This window comes from Rhodanobacter glycinis, from assembly GCF_900114325.1.
GTDB classification, from domain to species: Bacteria; Pseudomonadota; Gammaproteobacteria; order Xanthomonadales; family Rhodanobacteraceae; genus Rhodanobacter_A; species Rhodanobacter_A glycinis.
On the sequence record NZ_FOSR01000005.1, the window covers coordinates 208931 to 228484 of the forward strand.

Annotated in this window: 14 protein-coding genes; 6 read left to right on the forward strand and 8 right to left on the reverse strand. The window is 65.2% G+C overall.

The window, feature by feature from the left end:
* Window positions 1-8 precede the first annotated feature (8 nt).
* The 5 genes from murL to BMY90_RS17210 all read left to right on the forward strand — a co-directional run bounded on the left by murL (window position 9) and on the right by BMY90_RS17210 (window position 4194).
* The gene (gene murL, locus BMY90_RS07775; RefSeq protein WP_092702986.1) at window positions 9-1412 is read left to right on the forward strand and encodes a UDP-N-acetyl-alpha-D-muramoyl-L-alanyl-L-glutamate epimerase; all 1404 of its coding nucleotides are present in this window, start codon (window positions 9-11) and stop codon (window positions 1410-1412) included.
* Window positions 1413-1517: 105 nt separating this feature from the next.
* Window positions 1518-2891 (forward strand): UDP-N-acetylmuramoyl-L-alanine--D-glutamate ligase, encoded by a 1374-nt coding sequence (murD, locus tag BMY90_RS07780; protein ID WP_092702988.1) that lies wholly within the window; start codon window positions 1518-1520, stop codon window positions 2889-2891.
* A 147-nt stretch (window positions 2892-3038) separates the two neighbouring features.
* Complete coding sequence (locus BMY90_RS17490; RefSeq protein ID WP_256364896.1) at window positions 3039-3164, forward strand: hypothetical protein; 126 nt, start codon at window positions 3039-3041, stop codon at window positions 3162-3164.
* Between the two features lie 398 nt (window positions 3165-3562).
* A complete protein-coding gene (locus BMY90_RS07785) occupies window positions 3563-3901 on the forward strand; it encodes a PRC-barrel domain-containing protein (protein ID WP_092702990.1) in 339 nt (112 codons plus the stop codon).
* 116 nt (window positions 3902-4017) lie between these two features.
* Window positions 4018-4194 carry a hypothetical protein gene (locus BMY90_RS17210; protein ID WP_008210460.1) on the forward strand — a complete coding sequence of 59 codons (177 nt, stop codon included), beginning with the start codon at window positions 4018-4020 and terminating at the stop codon, window positions 4192-4194.
* A 72-nt stretch (window positions 4195-4266) separates the two neighbouring features.
* On the opposite strand, the gene BMY90_RS07790 is transcribed toward BMY90_RS17210, so the two are convergent.
* The 3 genes from BMY90_RS07790 to BMY90_RS07800 form a co-directional block, all read right to left on the reverse strand.
* Entirely contained in the window at window positions 4267-5952 is a 1686-nt protein-coding gene (locus BMY90_RS07790; protein WP_092702992.1) for an ABC1 kinase family protein, read from the reverse strand.
* 100 nt (window positions 5953-6052) lie between these two features.
* Window positions 6053-6790, reverse strand: coding sequence for a phosphatase PAP2 family protein (locus BMY90_RS07795; protein ID WP_175481523.1), 738 nt, complete (start codon window positions 6788-6790; stop codon window positions 6053-6055).
* 19 nt (window positions 6791-6809) lie between these two features.
* Window positions 6810-9008, reverse strand: a complete 2199-nt coding sequence (locus tag BMY90_RS07800; RefSeq protein WP_245734982.1) for a TonB-dependent receptor — start codon at window positions 9006-9008, stop codon at window positions 6810-6812.
* Between the two features lie 363 nt (window positions 9009-9371).
* On the opposite strand from BMY90_RS07800, the gene hdhA reads away from it, so the two are divergent.
* On the forward strand, window positions 9372-10139 hold the full coding sequence (gene hdhA, locus BMY90_RS07805) for a 7-alpha-hydroxysteroid dehydrogenase (protein WP_092702998.1): 768 nt from the start codon (window positions 9372-9374) through the stop codon (window positions 10137-10139).
* Between the two features lie 101 nt (window positions 10140-10240).
* Here hdhA and BMY90_RS07810 read toward each other — a convergent pair whose 3' ends face one another.
* The 5 genes from BMY90_RS07810 to BMY90_RS07830 form a co-directional block, all read right to left on the reverse strand.
* Window positions 10241-10669, reverse strand: coding sequence for a type II toxin-antitoxin system death-on-curing family toxin (locus tag BMY90_RS07810; RefSeq protein ID WP_092703077.1), 429 nt, complete (start codon window positions 10667-10669; stop codon window positions 10241-10243).
* 9 nt (window positions 10670-10678) lie between these two features.
* Window positions 10679-10900 (reverse strand): AbrB/MazE/SpoVT family DNA-binding domain-containing protein, encoded by a 222-nt coding sequence (locus tag BMY90_RS07815; protein ID WP_008210470.1) that lies wholly within the window; start codon window positions 10898-10900, stop codon window positions 10679-10681.
* Between the two features lie 178 nt (window positions 10901-11078).
* The gene (locus BMY90_RS07820; RefSeq protein ID WP_092703000.1) at window positions 11079-13142 is read right to left on the reverse strand and encodes a M13 family metallopeptidase; all 2064 of its coding nucleotides are present in this window, start codon (window positions 13140-13142) and stop codon (window positions 11079-11081) included.
* Between the two features lie 241 nt (window positions 13143-13383).
* Window positions 13384-15159: a DUF3300 domain-containing protein gene (locus tag BMY90_RS07825; RefSeq protein ID WP_217638561.1), complete on the reverse strand. Its 1776-nt coding sequence runs from the start codon at window positions 15157-15159 to the stop codon at window positions 13384-13386.
* A 232-nt stretch (window positions 15160-15391) separates the two neighbouring features.
* A complete protein-coding gene (locus BMY90_RS07830) occupies window positions 15392-19138 on the reverse strand; it encodes a translocation/assembly module TamB domain-containing protein (protein WP_092703003.1) in 3747 nt (1248 codons plus the stop codon).
* Between the last annotated feature and the right edge of the window lie 416 nt (window positions 19139-19554).

The window sequence follows — 19554 nt, forward strand, 5'->3', positions numbered from 1 at the left end:
TATCGAGAGTGACAATGACCATCCAACCGCGCCTGACCCAGGTGTTTCGTTTCCTGCATGCACGCTACGCCGATGGCGTGGCCGAGCTGGCTTACGCCTTCGACGACGGCGAGCCGCTGGTGGAACGCATCCGCTTTCCGAACGCGCCGGCTGTGCCGGCTGCGCGGCAGGGGGCGTTCGATGCCGCGCTGAAACTGCTGCACCTGGTCGCCGGCGTCAGCTATTACAAGGCCGGCGTGCCACCGAAGATCGAGCTGGCCGACGGTCCGCTGGACGGCGCCACGGCCCATCTGGTCGAGGCGCTCTACTTGCACGGTCTGGCCGAGTTCGCTTATCGCAACGGCCTTGACCTGCGTGGCCGCATCAATTTCCCGCGAAGCACAATATCTTCCTCTCTCCTCCGGGGAGAGGGTCGGGGTGAGGGGTCAACCTCGCCGGGCGTTGAAAAGAACGCGGCCCCGGTTCTGGGCCTGCCCAAGCGCACCCTCGTCCCCATCGGCGGCGGCAAGGATTCCCTCGTCGCAGTGGAGGCGATCAAAGCCATCGGCGGCGAAGCCACGGCGGTATGGATCGGCAATTCGCCGCTGATCGCTGCCTGCGCCGAGCGCACCGGCCTGCCCATGCTGAACATCCAGCGCGAGCTGGCACCGGAATTGTTCGAGCTGAACCGGCTGGGCGCGTGGAACGGACATATCCCGGTGACGGCGGTGAATTCGGCGATTCTTGCCGTGGCCGCGATTCTGTACGGCTACGACTCCATCACCTTCGCCAACGAGCGCTCCGCTTCGGCCGCCACGCTGGAGTACGAAGGCCAGCAGGTGAATCACCAGTGGAGCAAGGGCTACGCGTTCGAGCAACTGCTGGGCGATTGGCTGCACTCGCACGTGGCCGCCGACCTCGATTACTGCTCGCTGCTGCGGCCGTACTCGGAGCTGGCGATCACCCGCGCGTTCGCCAGGTTGACGCCATACTTCGACGCGTTCTCCAGCTGCAACCGCAACTTCCGCATCCTCGGCCCGAAGCCTGCTGACCGCTGGTGCGGCCAATGCCCGAAATGCCACTTCGTGTTCCTGGCGCTGGCGCCGTTCCTGCCCAAGCCGCGGCTGTTGTCGATCTTCGGTCGCAACCTGCTGGATGACGAATCGCAGGCCGCCGGTTTCGACGCGTTGCTGGAATACCAGGACCACAAGCCGTTCGAATGCGTGGGCGAGGGTGCCGAGGCGCGTGCGGCCATGTACACGCTGAGCCAGCGGCCGGAATGGCAGGAAGACGCATTGGTCGCACGCTTCCGTGACGAGATCCTGCCGCAGCTCGATGCCGCGCAGCTGGCGCTGGAACCGTGGCTGGAGCCGTCTGCCGAACATCGCGTGCCGGCACGGTTGCAGGCGGCGCTCAAGGCCATCGACGCATGAGCGTATCTGTCTGTACGAGCGCACCCTGTGCGCGATGCTCTTGCACGGTTATCGAGGCAAAAAGCCATCGCGCACAGGGTGCGCTCCTACGGGTGAGGCGGGTCGATGCGCATCACTGAACTGGCGGGTCGACGTATCGCTGTCTGGGGCTTCGGTCGTGAGGGGCGTGCAGCGATCCGCGCGATTCACCAGCGGCTTCCGGAGCTGCCGCTGGCACTCTATTGTCGCGAAGACGAGGTCGCCGCTGCGCGCGACTTCGATCCCGCGCTCACGGTCTACGGCCACGAGCCGGAAGCGGTGGCGCTGTCGGCCTATGACGTGGTGGTGAAATCGCCGGGCATTTCCGCTTACAAACCCGCTATCGTTACCGCGCAGGCACAGGGCACTGCGTTCACTTCCGGCACCGCGCTGTGGTTCGCGGAAAACCCGGATGCACGCGTGATCGCGATCACCGGCACCAAGGGCAAAAGCACCACCACTGCCTTCGTTGCGCATCTGGCGCGCTCGCTTGGCGTGCGCACGGCGTTGGCCGGCAATATCGGCCTGCCGCTGCTGGAGTTGCAGGGCCAAAACGCGGAGTTGTGGGCGGTGGAATTGTCCAGTTTCCAGACCGGCGAAGCCGGTCCGCTGGAATTGGGCGTGGTCACCAGCCTGTACGAGGAACATCTCGATTGGCACGGCTCGCGCGAACGCTACGTGGCCGACAAGCTAAAGCTCGCCGACGTGTCTCGCACGCTGCTGGTCAACGGCCTGCAGCCGACGCTGCTCGCGCACACCGCGGCGCACTCGCATCGGCTGCTGTTCGGCACGCCTGAGGGCTGGCACGTGGCCGACGGTGCGATCCGTCGTGGCGAAGAGGTCGTGTTCGATCTTGCATCGATGGCGGCGCCCGGCCTGCACAATGCCCTGAACGCCTGCGCCGCGCTGGCTGCGCTGGAAACCATGGGTTTCGACGCCGTGAAGGCTGCGCCCGCGCTGGCGACCTTCCAGGCGTTGCCGCACCGCCTGCAGTCGCTGGGCGAGCGCGACGGGGTGAGCTGGATCAACGACTCGATCAGCACCACCCCGCAAGCCACGCTGGCCGCGCTGGACAGCTTGGGCGAACGCGAAGTCACGGTGATCGTGGGTGGCCATGATCGCGGGCTGGACTGGTCGGATTTCGTGCGGGCGACGAAGAATCGCGCGCACCTGCGCATCGTCGCCCAGGGCGCCAACGGCCCGCGCATCGCGCAGGCGTTGCGACAGGCGAAAACCGAATTGCCCCTGGGCGAAGCCGAGGATTTCACCGACGCGGTGGCGATGGCCCGCATCGTCACCCCGGAAGGCGGCGTGGTGCTGCTGTCACCCGGCGCGCCCAGCTTCGACCAGTTCAAGGACTACGCCGCGCGCGGCCGCCGTTTCGCCGAGCTGGCGGGGTTCGATCCGGCCGCTATCACCAGCATCGACGGCATGGGCATCGAAGGCGCTTCCCAACAGTAACCGTCGCCCCGATCCGCCTGGGATCGGCCGCGTTCGGACTGTTTTTCGGGTTGCGAGTACCCAAATCGGTCTCCGTTAATGGGTCGGTGAACGGGAAGTCGTCTTCCACGCTCGACCTGACTGGCTTTCACCGCGAGCACCCGCGTCATGGCAGCCACGGTCAATGCGTCGATCGCCGAGCGTCCGCAGCGCAGCCACATCGGTGCCATCGATGTGGTGGTTTACTCGATGGACGCCAAGAATGTGGTCACCATGGCCGGCTCCATGCCGTAGAGGAGACGCCGAAAGCACTGACCGTCGCGCAGATCAACGCGGCGATTCGCAAGCATCTGGACCCGAAGAAGCTGGTGATGGTGAAGGCGGGGACATTCGCGGACGAGTGATTCCGCTGCGCGTTGCCTGACGCAAAACCGAAGGCCGCTGTCCGGAAGGATGGCGGCCTTTCTCGTGCGCGATGATGTGGCGGGTCATGGTCGTGCAAGCCACGGCGGCGGTTGTCGTGCGGTTCATTCCGCAGCTCCCGGATGCGGGTTGTCCGTCCACCCGTTAACCGGGTGTGGAGTCGTCAGGTCGGCGCGGGGACCGCAGGTTCACGGCGGGGCCGCCACGCTGTCAGCACCCCCAACAGCACGGTCATCGATACACGCCGTGCGTTCCCACAAGGAGATGCCATGACTACCGCACCCCGTTTCCTTTCCGCGTCCACTCTTTCCGGCGATGCCATCAAGAATCCCCAGGGCGATTCGCTGGGCGACCTGAAGGACATCATGATCGAGACCTCCACCGGCAAGGTGGCTTATGCGGTGTTGTCGTACGGCGGCATCCTGGGCATGGGCGACAAGCTGTTTGCCGTGCCGTGGGAATCGCTGGCGATCGATGGCGAAAACAAGTGCCTGATCCTCAACGTCAGCAAGGAACGCCTGAAGGATGCACCCGGTTTCGACAAGGATCGCTGGCCGAATTTCGCCGACCCGGCTTTCGCCGACCAGTTGCGCGGCTATTACCGTTGAAGTGACGCTGGCGCGGATCCGCGCCAGCTCTTCACGCGCCGATGAGGGCGGATCGACTGCAATGTGGCACACCTCGGCGCGCCGATCTGGCGCGTCGACTTGCACAGGAGCCATCGATGTCTTCCTTCGCCATCTACCTGATCGGCATCATCATCGTGATCGGCGGCCTCGCCTACATCGCCGTATTGGCCCATGTACCCAACCAGTGGATCGTGGGTGGCGTGGTGGTGTTGCTCGGCCTGGGCATCCTGGGCGCGGTCACCAAGACCCGCCGCAAGGATCCGCCGGAGTGACTGGTGATCGCGTCGAATGACTGATCAACCCATGGGGCCGCGCGGCCCCATGGGTTTTCCACCTTTCAGGCTTCAGCCCGTTTCCCGATCCGCCGCGCGCTCCACCTTGCTGTCGCGCCGCAGTGCGTTGAGCAGCAGGCTGCCGCCGAGAACCACGGCCACGGCCAGAAAAATCACCGCGAGGTAAGGCAGGCCGAACCAGCGGCCGCTGTCTGCCGTGCCCTTCACCAGTGCCGCGCCCACCACCAGCGCCGCGATGATGATGCCGCTGGCCACGCGATTGGCGATCTTCTGCATGCTTTCCATCATGCGCGACTCTTCCAGCCCGTCGATGCGTACGCGCAGGCGGTTCTCCGCCAGCGTGCGCAGGATCGCCGCCATGTGCTGCGGCGTGTGTCGCGCCAGTTCCTGCATGTCCAGCCATTCGCTGGCCAGGTTGGCTGGTGACATCGAGCTGATGGCTTGCTGGCGCAAGACCTGCTGCAGGTGTTGCTCCACCAGCGCGCGCACATCGAGGTTCGGATCCAGCGCATCGGTGACCGCTTCCAGGTTGAGCAGGGTCTTGCCCAGAATGCTCATCTCCGGCGGTGGACGCAGTCCGCAGGCCGCACCGATGCGGGCCAGTTCCAGCACCAGCCGCCCTTCGGAGAAGCCGCGTTTGGCGCCCTGGAATCCCACATAGCTGGATACCAGCTGGTCGAGCTGTCGCCGATAGGTGCCATGCTGGAAATCCTCCAGCTGGGTGCCCATCGCCTCGCTGATCTCGCCGACCTGGTCGGCATTGCCGCCGATCGCGCCCAGCAGCAGCTTGAGCAGGTTGCGGCGGGTGCGCGGGGTCAGTCGCGCGACCATGCCCAGATCGAACAGCGCCAGCCGCCGGTCGTCCATCAACAGCACGTTGCCCGGGTGCGGGTCGGCATGCACCAGACCGTGCACGAACACTTGGTCGAGATAGGCGCGCATCAGCTCGGCCGCTTCGGCACCCATCGGCTGCTCGATCCGCCGCACCGGTGGTATGTGAGTCACCTTGACCCCGTGCACGCGATCCATGGTCAGCACGCGGGTGGTGGTGAAACCCTCCACCGGCTGCGGCACGTACAGCCGCGGATAACATTCCAGATTGGCCGCGAAGCATCGCAGGTTGTCCGCTTCCAGCTCGAAGTCGATCTCGTTGGCGAGGCTGTGGCGCAGCTCGCTGACCCAGTCGACGAAGCCGTAGCGACGACCCATCTCGGTCATCCGCTCGGCCGCACCGGCCAGCTTGTCCAGGATCGCCAGGTCCTCGCGCAGGGTCTGCGCGATGTGCGGCCGCTGCACCTTGACCACCACCGCACGGCCATCGCGCAGCGTCGCGGCATGCACCTGCGCCATCGAGCCGGTCGCCAGCGGTTCGTCATCGAAGCTGCTGAACAAGGTGGTGATGCGCGCGTCCAGTTCTTCCTCGATCACCGCGCGCACGGCCGCGACCGGCACCGGCGTCACATCGTCCTGCATGCGCTCCAGCGCACTCATGTAGGCCGGCGGCACCATGTCCGGGCGGGTCGACAGCGCCTGGCCGATCTTGATGAAGGTGGGGCCGAGCGCTTCTAGGTCATTGACGAACTGTTCGGGCCGGCCTGCGGGAACCTGGTCGGCCTGGTCCGCCAGGGTGCTTTCCTGCACATCAAGATCAAGCCCGTCGAACAATCCGGCCTTGCGATAGCGCAGCAGGAACGCGCCGATCTGCGCGTAGCGGGAAAGGCTGCCGTAGTCACTCATGCGTGGGATCCCCATCCGGTCGAGTCCGGTACGTTGGACGATCCTGACGGTTGTTGCGGCAATGCCGCGTCAAGACCCGGGTCTTGACGCGGTGGGGCCATCATTCGCTGGCCGGCACCTTTGTGTTGAAGCCCGCCGCCTCCAGTTCACGGGCGGCCGCTTCCATGTCGTGGCGCATGGCGGGGCTGGACAGGAAATCGCGCCCGAGTGCCTGGCCCAGCACGCGGCCGGCGAAGATGTCCTGCGGCGTGTGCACGCCACGCACGACCCGGCGCCAACCCACTTCCCGCGCGTAGCGGTCAAGCGCCGCCGCGCGCTGCGGGAGCAGGTGGCCGAGCAGCAGCGCGAATACGGTCGCCCGCGTGCTGTGTCCGCTGGGGTAGCCGTAATCGCGGTTCTTCCAGTCGGCGGCATCGCCTTCCGGGTCCCACTGGCACGAGTTGACCGGGCACGGTCGCTCGCGATGCCAGGTTTGCTTGGCTTCGTTCTTGGCGCGGTTGGTTTCCTTCTTCACTTCGGCAAACAGGGCGGCGGTGGCGGGCAGCCGCTGTGCGGTGAAGTCCGGACCCAGCACGGCCGCGAACGAGAACACGCCGAATTTTTCTTCCTGCTTCGCACGCGTGGCCTGTGCGGCGGTCCGTGTGGTGTAGGCCTCGAAGGTGACGGTGCGGTCGGCGGCGTCTTCGGCGGTTCCCAATGCCGAGGGTGCCGGCAGCACCGCGACGGAGGCGTGCAACTGGGCGTCGCTGAGGTAAGGCCTGGTCGTGTGCGCGTGGCCGATGTTCAGCATCGCCAGACCAAGCACGGCAACACATGCGCGGGCGGAATTCAGGGTCATGCGGGTGCTCCGGTGCATGTCAGAGTGCCAGCGACACGGAGGCGAACCAGCTCCGTCCGGGCAGCACGAGGTAGTAGGTGTCGCCCTTCTTCACCGAGTCGGCGACCTGTTGCCTGGCATCGAACAGGTTCTCCACCTGCAGCTTCAGCTTGTAGCTCTTGATGAACGAGCCGGTGAGGTTCTGGCCGTAGCCTAGGCTGAGCGCGGCACGCCAGAAGCCGCCGCTGTTGCTGGTGGCGGTGACCGAGGTCGCTTCGTCGGGATTGAAGTCGCCGTTGTAGACCTTCTGTGCGCCGATGTATTTGCCGGCCAGCGCGGCGAAGAAGCCGCCCTGCGCGTAATTCACGCCCAGTGCCGCGGTGCTGTCGGGGATGTTGGGAATGTCCAGGCTGGAGCGCTTGAAGCGCGCATCGAGCAGCGAGCCGTTGGCGAACACGCTCACCCCGCTGCCGACGTAGTAGGTGGCTTCCGCTTCAACGCCGTGCATGCGTGCACCCTTGGCGGTGGCGTAGATGTCGTCGTGGGTGACCGGGTCGACCGCGCTGAGCGGGTAGTGGTTGTAGTCGATGAAGAAGACGTCGGCGTCGGCGTTGAAGCGGTCGGTCTTGTATACCGTGCCGAACTGGTAGTTCATCGTCTGCTGGGGACGTGCGCGGTTGAGGCGCGGGTCGGGCACGTAGAACTGGTTGAGGTTCGGCGCGAGGAAACCCTGTGCCGCCTGTCCGTAGATGCTCCAGTCGTTGCCGAGGCGGTAGTTGGCGCTGAGGTAGCCCAGCGTCTTGCGCCAGGTCTGGTGGTACTTCAATGGCAGCTTGGTGCCCTGGTTGTACGGCGTGTCGATGTAACGGGTAAAGGCGACGTTCTTCACGCCGGGCGTGATGGTCAGCGCCTCGCTGGCCTGCCAGGCGTATTCGGCGTACAGCTGGGTGGTGCGCAAGCGATCATTCATCGTGTACTTGTAGGGCGCGTAGGGATTGCTTTCGCCGGGCATGATGTCGATCGCGCCACCACGGCCATAGTCCACCGCCACGCTGGAGCGGTCGTTGGAGGTGTATTCAAACCAGCCACCGACGCGGAGCTGGCCATGATCGTCGGTATGCGCCAGGTTGAACGTGTCGCCCCAGGCACGGTAGTTGTTGACCTTGTAATAGCCGCCCATCGCCGTCTTCGAACTCTTGGTGCCGACGTAGGCGCTTTCGTGGCTGCCATTGGTGTAGGCATAGGTGTACAGCTTGTTGTCGAGCTGCCAGGTTTCGGTGAGGTCGCTGCGGACGCCCAGGTATTCCATGTCGGTGTTCTTGTCCTGGTAGTTGTAGCAGTCGCAATCGGTGCTGGTCGGGTCGGTGTTCAGCCCGAAGTTGCGGCCCAGCGTGTCGATCTGCTGCTGGGTCAACTTGCCCTTGTCCGGCTTGTTGAAGTGGATCGTGTTGTAGTTGCTGAGGAAGGTGATCTCGGTGCGTTCGCCAACCGGCTGCACATATTTCAGGTAACCGGTGGTGCGCCGCATCGGCGAATGCGTGTTCGCGGTGTCGGTGTCGTTGTATTGCACGCTGGCGATCAGCTTGCCGCCGTTGAGGCTGTCGATGCGCCCGGTATCGAGCTCCAGGTGGGTCAGCGAAGTGCCATAGCTGCCAACGCTGTAGGTCGGGATGAACGAGAACGTATCGCGCGCATCCTTCGAGCGCAGCGCCACGGTGCCGCCGAACGTCGCTGCGCCCAACGTGCTGGCACTGCCGGGACCACGGTCGACGCTGATCTCGCCGATCATCTTGGCCGGGAAGTAGCTGCTGGTGTGGTGGCTGAAATCGTTGGTGTCGCCGAACGGAATGCCGTCATAGCTGACGTTGTACTGGTTGTCGCTGAAGCCGCGCAGGGTCATCTGCTTGGATTCGCCCAGCCCCGGTCCGGCCGGACTGATGTTGCTCACGGCCGGTGCAATGTTGGCGATGCTGGCGTAGTCGGCGGTGGGCGCCGAGTAGTTGTTGATGTAGTCCAGGCCGATCACCGACTGCGGTTGCGTCGCGTCCAGCTCACTTTGCACCGGGGCCTGGGTGATCGCGGAGGCGGTGATGGCGCGCACCTCCACTTCCTCCAGTTGCTTCGTGTTGGTGATGTTCGCCGAGCTGCTGCTCGGCATCGCCGTGCCTGGCTGGCCATTCGTGGTTGCGGCATTGGCCACGCCGGCAAACGACAGCGATGTGGCACACCAGAATGCCATGCGACGGGATTGTCGGATGGCCACGACCAGCGGGCGCCTGGAAAAACGCGCACGGCCAATGGCACGGCCTGTCAGCATGCATGACGTCATGATCATAGTGTCCCGGGGCGAAGCGAGGAGGAAAGCCGTCGAGAGTAGGGGGGCTTTTTGACTTTTTTGTTGCGCTGGGGATGCAGGGAAAAGTCATGCATCGATGGAAGTCCGCGCCATGGCGAGCGGGCTGCCAGCGGCGGGCCCGGGATGAGCGGTCGTGGCATGGGCGCTGGATCGGCCGGATGGCTTTCGCCGCACGCTCGATCTCGGTTTCGTCACGCAACAGGTCGCACGATGCTGCTGCTCTTTCCGGTGCACGGAGTTCGAGACATGTTTGATCCGAAGAGTTTTCGAATCGATGGTCAGGTGGCGGTGATCACCGGCGCCGGCGCGGGAATTGGTCGCGCCATTGCCGAAACTTTCGGCGCCGCGGGTGCCGCGGTGGTGGTCAGCGACCGCGACGTGGATGCGGCGAAGTCGGTGGCCGAGGCCATCGTGACGGCGGGTGGCAAGGCGGCAAGCATGCCTTGTGATGTAACGAAGGAAGAGGATCTGGCCGCGCTGGTCAGCGGTACGGTGACGAAGTTCGGCAAGCTCACCATCCTGGTCAGCAATGCCGGCGGTGGCGGCCCGAAACCGTTCGACATGCCGATGGCGGAGTTTCGCCGGGCGTTCGATCTCAACGTGTTTTCGCTGTTCCGTCTGGCGCAACTGGTCGCGCCGGAGATGGCGAAGGCCGGCGGCGGGGCGATCCTGGCGATCACCTCGATGGCGGGCGAGAACAAGAACAAGCGCATGGCGTCGTACAGCGCATCGAAAGCGGCAACGAATCACCTGATTCACAACATCGCATTCGATCTGGGCCCGATGGGCATCCGCATCAACGGCATCGCGCCGGGCGCCACGCGTACGGCAGCGCTGGAGTCGGTGCTGAACGACGATATCGAGAAGGCGATGCTGATGCACACGCCGATCCATCGGCTTGGCGAGCCGCAGGACATGGCGAACGCCGCGCTGTTCCTGTGCTCACCCGCGGCGGGCTGGGTCAGCGGGCAGATCCTGACGGTGTCGGGTGGTGGCGTGCAGGAACTGGATTGAGTTGCCGGCTGTGCAGTGGCTGATCGACGTGGTCATTGGCCGGACTCGTCGTTCGGCCGGGGGAGAAATGACAGTCAGTCATGATCGCCATTTCGGTGCCGTCAGCGACCATACGAGGCGGCGGCTTCATTCACGCGCTTGTCGTCGTCGAGACGGATATGCACGCGCAGCCAGCTGGCGAACTCGGCCTCGGACAGGCTGCCTTCGGCGAGGGCGACGTAGTGTGGATACAGATCGAGATCGTCTGCATCCAGAACGGCATCGTTGAGCATGATGAAGGTTTCGCAGGTCACCGCGGCCGTGCGCTTGTTGCCATCGACGAAAGGGTGATTCCGGGCCAGGCCGAAGGCGAGGCTGGCAGCGAGATCGGCGAGGTCGGGCGGTGGATCGCCGTAGCTATGCAATTGTTGTGGGCGTGCCAGCGCCGAATCCAGCAGGCTTTCGTCGCGCACGCCGGTGCCGCCACCATGTTCGGCGAGTTGGCGCTCATGGATGGCGATGGCGAGCGGCCGTTCGATCCAGATGATCATGGTCATCACCTACTGCGCCAGTTTGTGCAGAAGCGTACGTCGCTTGCGCATGACCTCCTCGGCCACTTCCATCTGCTTGGCCAGGGTGGGGTCGTAGGTGGTGAGGCGGATGCCGTCGGGGGTTTCCAGTGCGAACAGTTCGTCGCCTTTTTCCAGGCGCAGGCGGGCCAGCAGCTCGCGCGGCAGGATGACCCCGGCGGAGTTGCCGATGGTGGTGATCTTGAGTTTCATGGTGGCCTCCAACGGATTGTTATAACGTATGTTATACGTCGATGCCGAGCCAAGTGCAATGCATCCCGGATGCCTTGGTGGAGTGGCGGGCCAGCTTCATGGGCGTTACCGGGCGAGCCCAAAAACAAGGGGCCGCATTCGCATGCGGCCCCTTGGTCTTTTCAGTGCGTGAATCGGCTTACCAGATCTTCACGCGCTGATCGGGCTTCAGATACAGCTTCTGGCCCGGCTTCACCTTGAACGCGGGGTACCACGCGTCGAGGTTGCGCACGGTCAGCGCGCGGAACTGCGCGGGCGCGTGCACGTCGGTGCTGAGGCGCTGGCGCAGCGCGGCATCGCGGATCTTCGAACGCCAGGCCTGGCCGAAGGCGAGGAAAAAGCGTTGGTCGCCGGTAAGGCCGTCGATCACCGGCGCCGGCTTGCCGTCCAGCGACTTGTGATAGGCGATGTAGGCGATGGTGAGGCCGGAAACGTCGGCGATGTCCTCGCCCAGGGTCAGCTCGCCGTTGACGTGCACGCCGGGCAGCGCTTCGTACTGGTCGAACTGCTTGGCCAACTGCTGGGTGGCCGCCTTGAAGTGGGCCAGGTCGGCCGGCGTCCACCAGTTCTCCATTTTGCCTGGCGCATCGAACTCGGAACCGGTGTTGTCGAAGCTGTGGCTGATCTCGTGGCCGATGATGGCGCCGATGGCACCGTAGTTGGCGGCGGCGTCGGACTTCGGATCGAAGAACGGCGGTTGCAGGATCGCGGCGGGGAAGTTCAGCGCGTTCTGCAGCGGCAGGTTCACCGCGTTGACCGTCTGCGGCGTCATCCACCATTCGCCACGATCCACCGGCTGGCCGAGCTTGGCCTTCTGGTGTTCGTATTCGAACTTCACTGCGCGCAGGTGGTTGCCGAGCGGATCATCGGGCTTGATCTCCAGCGAGGCGTAGTTGCGCCAGGTTTCCGGATAGCCCACGCCAACCTTCAGCGTGGTGAGCTTTTCCTTGGCCCTGGCGCGCGTGGCCGGAGTCATCCAGCTCAGCGTGTCGATGCGTTCACCGAACGCGGCGATCAGGTTCTGCACCAGCTGCTGCACTTCGGCCTTGGACGAGGCGGGGAAGTATTTCTTCACGTACAGCTCGCCCACGGCATCGCCGAGGTCGGTGTTGGTGGCGCCCACGGCAAGCTTCCAGCGCGGCTGCTGTTGCGGCGTGCCCTGCAGGTTCTTGCCGTAGAAGTCGAAGCTGAGGTCGGCAAAGGCCTTGGGCAGCAGCGGCGCCCCGGCGTTGATGGTGTGGAAGGTCAGCAGGTCCTTCCAGGCGTCCAGCGGCTCGCTGGCCACCAGCGCGGACAGGCCGGTGATGGCGCTGGGCTGCCACACGTCGATCTGTTTCTGATCGCTGAGGCCGGCGGCGGCGAAGTAGGCGGTCCAGTTCAGGCCTGGCGCCTTCTTGGCGAAATCGGCCATGTTCCACAGGTTGTTCGCCTTGTGCACGTTCTCGCTGTCGAGCAGGCTTTCCTGCGCCTTGGCGATCTTCGTCTCCAGGTCGAGGATGGTCTTGGCCTTGGCGTCCGCATCCTTGATGCCGGCCTGCTTCAGCAGCGCCACGACATAGGTCTGGTACTTGCCGCGGGCCTCGACCATGTGCGGGTCGGTGGACAGGTAATAGTCGCGGCTGGGCATGCCCAGGCCGCCTTGCAGCAGGTAGGCGACGTGCTGCGACGGATCTTCCAGGCCCTGCGTGACGAACAGGCCGAACAGGTGCTGGGTGTGGAAGTGGGTGGCGTTGATCGGATCGACGTCGGCGCGCAGACGGCTGCCCAGCACGCGGGCCAGATCGTTCTTCGAGTCGATGTCGTGGATGGCCGACAGCTCGTGCTTGAGCGGCTTCAGGCCCAGCTTCTCGATGTTCGCCTCGTTCATGTACGCGGCGTAATAGTCGGCGATCTTGCGCTCGTTGCTGCCCGGGGCGGCGTGGTCGCCGCGCGTGCTGCGAATCAGGTCGGCGGTGTGCTTCTCGGTCTGCTCGTAGATCTTGAGAAAGGTGCCGGTGCTGGAGCGATCATCGGGGATCTTCGCCGTCTTCAGCCAGTCGCCGTTGGCGTAGTCGAAGAAATTGTCACCCGGCTTTACCGCGTGGTCGATGCCGGACAGATCGATGCCGATATTGCCCTGCTGCGCAGGCGTGGCCGCCCAGACCGAGGAACCACAAAGCGCGGCGGCGACAGCCGCGGCCAGAATCCATCGTGTGCGTTGCATGTGAGTCACCTCGTGAACTTGGGAGGCTCGCGTCACATGGCAACGCGAGCGACAGGAAAAAGTCGCGCAAGCATGCCACCAGGACGCGCGAAGGGCACGCCGCGACGCGGAAAGCGTTCACGTTGCCGCGAGGGGGACTTCGCTCGTGTACCCGGCTCGGGCCGCTTTTCCAAGGCGGGTTGTCGGAAGCCAGGATGGCGTGCCGGCGGGGACGAGGCCGTCCGTGGCCCCGACGCCGGGATCAATGCCCGTGATCGTCTTTCCTGTCGTCTTTCCCGTGCGGCTCGGCCTTGCGCTGTGGCTGTGGACGGGCGGAAGGGCGTGCGTTTTCGTGGCGGACCGGCGCGGCCTGCTCGCGCACGACGGGGCGCACGGGTTCCGGCCTCGGTTCGGCGCGGAACGATTGGGCCGCGGGGTGTGGACGCTCCATCACCGGGGCGGGCCGCTGCGGGGCGCGCGGCAGGGAGTGCGTCGCTTCCGGCATCGCCCGTGGCGCGGTATGACGGACTGGCGGCTCGCGCGGCGCGACTGGCACGGTGGTGTGGCTGTTCACCACCCGCGGCATGGGTTGCAGGTGTCCGCGGGTGGGCCCGGTCACCGGGCGCGCATGAGCGGTCGTCACGGCAGGGCGCATGTCGTAGCTGCCGCGTGTGGTCGGCAGCCTGGCGGCCTCCGGCCTTGGCGCGATCGCTCGCTGGCGCGCGGAGGATTCCGCTGGACGGGTGGCGACGGCGTCGCTGCGCGGGCCTGGCACATGACTTCCACGCGCGCCAAAGTCGGGCATGCTCATCGGCTTGTGCGCAACTTGCGTCGGCGTGCGGGCGATGGCGGCGCGGGGCTCGCCCGGCTTCATCGCGAACGCTTGCGCGTTGGCTTCGCCGCGGTTGTCGATGCGTCGATTGTCGATGCGGCGGTTGTCGTTGTGCTGATTGTTGTTGATCGTGGTGTTGCGCTGGTTGTTGCTGTTGACGTTGCTGTGGTTATAGATGACGTTGCGGCTGTTGTTGATGTTGTTGGTGACGTAATGGTTCACCACGGTGGTGGAACGCGAGATGTAGGTGGTGTTGTTGTGGATCACCGCCGGGCGTTGCCAGTCACCGTAGTGGCCGCCGCGCTCGCCATCGCGTCCGCGCGCACCCCAGTTCATGCCCCAGCTTTGCCAACCGTAGTTCGAGCGGGCCTCATCGTGATGGTGTTCGAGCAGCGCGCCTACCAGGATGCCCACGCCAAAGCTCACGGCGCCGACGGTCACCATCTGGCCCGTGCTGTATTCGCGCGGACGCTCATAGACGTAACCGGGGTAGCTGGGCAGCTCTTCGCCGTACACGGTTTGTGCGTCGTACTGCGGCACGTAGACGGTATCGGGCTGGGCCGGCTGAATCTCGATGATCTGCTCGGGCGCGGGGACCACGGCCGGGCCGTTGTAGACGGGATAGCTGTTGTCGCCACTGACGTTGTCGACCGGTTGCACAGGCTCGGCCTGGGTGACGACGCGCATCTGCGCCGAGCTGCGCAAGCTGCCGTGTTGCGTGGCGCGCCGGCGCATGACCTGGATCGCGTTCATCACGTCGGTGGGGTCGTTGACGTAGGCTTCGCCCAGCGCCGTCGTCCAGTCGATGTTCCTGGCCATCTGGTCGAGCACGGAGGGAAACGCGGTGAGGCCCTTCACGCTCGGGTCCCACGGTTGCTGGGCAATCGCGGTCTGCAGGTCGGCGCCTTTCAGGTTCGGATTCTGCACCAGCACGTTGTCGGCACGGGTGATCTGGTCGGGATAGGTCGAGCCGGCCAGTACCTGAGCGATCAACTTGTCCGGGAACAGCGCGATGGGCGCGACCATCTGATAGAGCTGGTCGGCACTGGGCGGTGTGTATGGCGTGGCAGCCGGTGCCGCGGTCGAGCTCGATGCGGCCGGTTGAGCGGGAGAGGATGGCTGGTTGCTGTTGCATCCGACCATTGCCACGACGCTGGCACAGAGCAGTGTGCCGGCGGTCTTGCGTATCCAGGGTTGGCGGTTCACGGGTGTCTCCCGCACTGCGATTGAGTGGTGCAGTCCGTGGTCGACAGAGTCGTGCAACGGCTGCCGCATGCCTGCTGACATGGGGTAGCAGGCGCGCTCAGTATCCGGCGACGAATTGAACGGCGGCTGTCGAATTCAAGGGCGGCCACGGTGCCGCGCGCGGCGGCGTGGTGACCGTTCAGCAGCCTGGCAAAAAGGCGTTAAGGCAGGCTTGCGCGGTCCTGTCGGAAACCTATTTCTCGATGCGGTAATTGAAGCTGGCGCGGCTGAAATCGGTGGCGTTCTCGGCCTCGAAATTCCAGCGGTGGCTGAGGCGGAAGCGCAGCGTGATGACCTGGCCCGGGTCGAACAGGCCGACGCCGTAGCTGAGGTACAGCCGCGGCGACAGGTACTTGCCGACGGTGAAGGCGGCGCTGCCACCCAGCGCATCGCTGCTGGACACGCCCATGTCCAGGCCGGTCTTCGCACCGATGCTCTTGGCCAGCAGGTCGCCGGTGGCCGAGCCCAGTGCCTGTGCGGCGGCGCCAACCATGTTGCCTTCGCCACCCTTCACCTGCGACAGCGGCTTGCCGGTGACCAGGTAGGACAGGGCATCGGACTGTTCCATCACCGGGTTGGAGAACACCGTAAGCACGGGACGCCGTGCGGTGCCGGTGATCAGCAGGCCGACTTCCTGGCCCTCGTCGATGGTGGCGTTCGGGTTGAGCTTGCGCACGGCCTTGATGTTGAGGCCGGGGTTGTCCACGGGCGTGCTGGCGAACAGCAGCTGGCCGCGCTCGATGTGCAGGTTCTGGCCGTAGGCCTTGTAGGTGCCGCTCACGCTGACCTGGCCCTGGCCGGTGGTGGCGCGGCCCGGGCGGTCGTTGACGGTGAGTACGCCGCCAAGGCGACCATTCAAGCCCATTCCGACCACATGCGTGCGATGGCCAAGATCCACTTTCACCGAGGCGGTGATCGGCACCGGCGAGCTGGCCGTGGGTTGCTGCGGCTGGTCCACGATCACCACGTCGGGCGAGGCCTGGCTGGCACCGCCGCCGGGCAGCTTCTCCACGTTCACGTCGGCACTGTCGATGCTGACGCCGCCGCCGACGTTGATGCCGGCGGCATCCTGCTTCACCACCAGGTCGGGCGAGATCACCACCTTGGCGGCGGGGATGTCGGCGGCGGTGAAGCGACTGCCCTTGAGGGTGATCGAGGTAGGTGCCGCGGCACCTATGCCGGTGGTGCCGGCGACGGTGAGCGTGCCTTCGCCGGACTGCACGCTGCCGTCGATACGAAACTGCTTCGCATCGGTGGTCTGCACCGTCATGTGGCCCTTGACCAGCTTGAGCCCGGCATCGGGCACTTCCGCCGCGAAGCCGTCGAGCGTGGCGTTGCCGGTGATCGCGGGTTGCGCCAGCGTGCCGCCAAGCTGGAAGCTGCCATCCAGCTTGCCCTTCACGTCGGCGACGGTATCGGTGAGCAGTTCGACGAAACCGAGCTGGTTGAGGTGAAGCTCGATCTGGCCCCCCAGTGCCTGCTGCTTCCCGGTGATGTTTATCTGGCCATCCAGACGGCCATCACCATCCAGCTTCGCATGTGCCTGGATTTGCTGCGAGGCAGGCGCCAGCGTGGCATTCACGGCGAGATCGTCGTAGCTCAACAACGGTTGGCTTGGATGATCGGTATAGGTGATGCTGCCGTGCGCGGAAGTAATGCTGGCGTTGCCGCTGAGTGCGCCGGCGGCATTGCGGTGCAGCTTGCCGTTGCCGTCCAGTTTGCCATCGGCGCGCATCGGCACATTGGCGATGCCTGCGGCATCCACCAGCAGCGCCAAAGGCAGTGCATGCAGGCGGTAGCTGGCGTCGAGATTGCCACCCTTGTCCTGCTTCGCGGCCACGCAAAGCAGGGGATCGCCGGCGGTCAGACACAACTCGGACAGGCTTGCCGCGCCATCGTTCCAGGCCAGGCGCGCCGGTTGCTGCAGGCGCCATTCGGGCATGCCCTGCGGGCGCAGGTTGAGCGTGGACAGCGTGCCGTTCCACGCCGAGCCTTTCAGGCCGCCGCGCAGGATCAGTTGTGCGGAAAGTTGCTGGCCTTGCGCGTCGAGCTTCAACTGATGCGTGGCCTGGCTGCCTTCAGCCAGCAGATTCACCTTCTGGAAGGCCAGGCCGCCGGCCTGCACGCTGGTCGTATCCAGCTCCAGCTTGCCGGCGGGATGGCTGATGTCGGGCACGCCGACTACCAACAGCAACTGGTCGGCTTTCTGCTGTTGCCACACCAGCGACTTGCCGCGCACGTGGCCATTGACGCTCAGCGAAGGCCACAAGCCCTGCACGCGGAAACCGCCGTCGAGCTGGCCACCGGAAGCCGGCAACCAGTCGCCGAGCGAAGCGACCGAGAGCGTCAGCTGGATGTCGTTGCGGTTGCCCGGCTTCGCGTCGATCTGCACGTGGCTTTGGCCGGCATTCAAGGCCAGCTTGCCGTCGACCACCTTGCTCGGCGACAGGTGCAGCTTGCCGCTGCCCTCCACCTTGCGCTGGCGCAATTCGCCGACGAGCTTGTGCAGGTCGAGCGTGGCCTCGGGACCTTGCGGTGTCAGCGTGCCCTGGCTGTCCAGCGCCAGATCCAGCGCGCCGTTCCAGCCGGCGAACAACTGGCCGGGATCGAGCTTCTGCGCGCTGGCCTTGACGTTCCATGCCAGTGCCGGCTGCAGGGTCAGCGTGCCGCTGGCATCGAGGCCGCCTTGCGCCTGCTTGAGTTGCAGCGTGTGCAGGGTGACGAGTTTCGGCGTGCCGTCCAGGTTCAGCGCCAGCTTGGCGAGCTTGCCCGGCGGTCCGATGTCCACGTCGCCTTCGGCATGGTATTGCTCGGCGCTGCCATGCGCGGTGAGGCTGCCGTGGCTGGCCAGCGCCTGGCCGACCAGTTCCGCCGGCAATTGCAGGTTTTTCCATGTGATGGCGAGGTTGCCACTCATCGGCTTCGCGTCGAGCTGCAGTGTGCCACTGACGTTGAGCGTGCCGGGAACCTGTGGCGAGGACAACTGCACCTGCTGCAGTTGCAGGGTTTTGTAGTCGCTGTCGAAATGCGCGCTCAACGGTTGCAGGCGCACCGTGTAATGGTTGAGGTCGAGCTGGCCGTTCAACGTGCCGCCGAGCTTGTCGCCGCTGCCGCTGAGGTGTGCTGCCAGCGTCTGCAGCGAGCTGGCGCCGAGCAGTGGCTTGGGGTCGAAGGACGGCAGGTCCAGCTTGGCCGTCCACGGCCATTGGCTGGATTGGGTGAGGTCCAGCGTGAGCGCGGCGGTGGTGGGCTTGGTCAGGGCGATTTGTGCATGTGCTTGCTTGCCGTCGCTGGTGGCGGTCAGCGTACCGGCGTATTCGGTGTCACCCACGCGCCAGGCAAAGCCGGCCTTGCCGTCACCCTTGTAGCGCCGGCCAACGGCAAGCTGGCCCACCAGTTCGGCGTGGCCGTCGGGCGCCTGCAGTCCGAGCTGTTTCACCGCGATGCCGGCGTTGGTCCAGCTCGCAGCAAGATCAAGTTGGTTGGCGGCAAACAGCGGTTGCCTGCCCTGGCTGATTTTCGCGTTGGCGACGTGCACGCGATCCAGCACCAGCGCAATCGGCGGCTTCAGCGAAAAGCCGCCGGAACTGGGCGGTGTTTCTTCGCTCGCCTTGGGCAGCGCCACATCGACGCCATCCACGTCGAGATTGATCACATGCAGCCGTTTGCCCAGCAGCGGCCAGAAGCGCCATTCGAGATGCGCTTTCGCCAGCATCACCACCGTGCCGTTGCCGTCGTCGTAATGCACGCCGGACACATCCAGCGGACCGAGCAGGCGGCCCTGCGCATGATTCACCGTCAACGCACCATGCATCGCACCTTGTGCCCGCGCCAGCGCAAAACGCAGCCCCGCGCCGGTGTCCAGCAACCACCACAGCAGCACCGTCACGAGCAGCAGCAACGCGGCGAAGGCGATGGCGATGCGCTTGAGCCACTTCATGCGTGGGCTTCCATGGGAGGAGCGTGCTTCGCACGAGTATTCGACTGGATTCCGGCCTGCGCCGGAATGACGGTGAGGGGTGTGGTGCGTGAATCGAGATTGGAGCGGTTCGGCTGCACGGAGAAAAGCTGGGAGTGGCAGCTGACGGCAGCCCCTCTCTTGCCTCGGTTATCGGTGACGGCGCGGTGTGGCCGTCGGTGTAACAAGAGGAGCCGCGCCATTTCCAAAAAACCTTGACCGTCAAGGCTTGTAGGGTCGGCGGGTTCCATCAGGCCATTTCTCTGGGTTACTTCTCTTGACTCCGGGCATCCTGCCCTTCGCCCTTCGGGCCAGTTTCGCTGTTTGCTACCGCTCCAGGCGGTAGCGTGGGCCAGCAAAGAAAGGTGGCTCGCTGGCCGGCAGGGCAGCGAAAGCCC

Coding starts and splice junctions, on each gene's coding strand:
- murD (WP_092702988.1), top strand. CDS start 1,518: ATGCGCATCACTGAACTGGCGGGTCGACGTATCGCTGTCTGGGGCTTC.
- BMY90_RS17490 (WP_256364896.1), top strand. CDS start 3,039: ATGGCAGCCACGGTCAATGCGTCGATCGCCGAGCGTCCGCAGCGCAGC.
- BMY90_RS07785 (WP_092702990.1), top strand. CDS start 3,563: ATGACTACCGCACCCCGTTTCCTTTCCGCGTCCACTCTTTCCGGCGAT.
- BMY90_RS17210 (WP_008210460.1), top strand. CDS start 4,018: ATGTCTTCCTTCGCCATCTACCTGATCGGCATCATCATCGTGATCGGC.
- BMY90_RS07790 (WP_092702992.1), bottom strand. CDS start 5,952: ATGAGTGACTACGGCAGCCTTTCCCGCTACGCGCAGATCGGCGCGTTC.
- BMY90_RS07795 (WP_175481523.1), bottom strand. CDS start 6,790: ATGACCCTGAATTCCGCCCGCGCATGTGTTGCCGTGCTTGGTCTGGCG.
- BMY90_RS07800 (WP_245734982.1), bottom strand. CDS start 9,008: ATGGCATTCTGGTGTGCCACATCGCTGTCGTTTGCCGGCGTGGCCAAT.
- hdhA (WP_092702998.1), top strand. CDS start 9,372: ATGTTTGATCCGAAGAGTTTTCGAATCGATGGTCAGGTGGCGGTGATC.
- BMY90_RS07810 (WP_092703077.1), bottom strand. CDS start 10,669: ATGATCATCTGGATCGAACGGCCGCTCGCCATCGCCATCCATGAGCGC.
- BMY90_RS07815 (WP_008210470.1), bottom strand. CDS start 10,900: ATGAAACTCAAGATCACCACCATCGGCAACTCCGCCGGGGTCATCCTG.
- BMY90_RS07820 (WP_092703000.1), bottom strand. CDS start 13,142: ATGCAACGCACACGATGGATTCTGGCCGCGGCTGTCGCCGCCGCGCTT.
- BMY90_RS07830 (WP_092703003.1), bottom strand. CDS start 19,138: ATGAAGTGGCTCAAGCGCATCGCCATCGCCTTCGCCGCGTTGCTGCTG.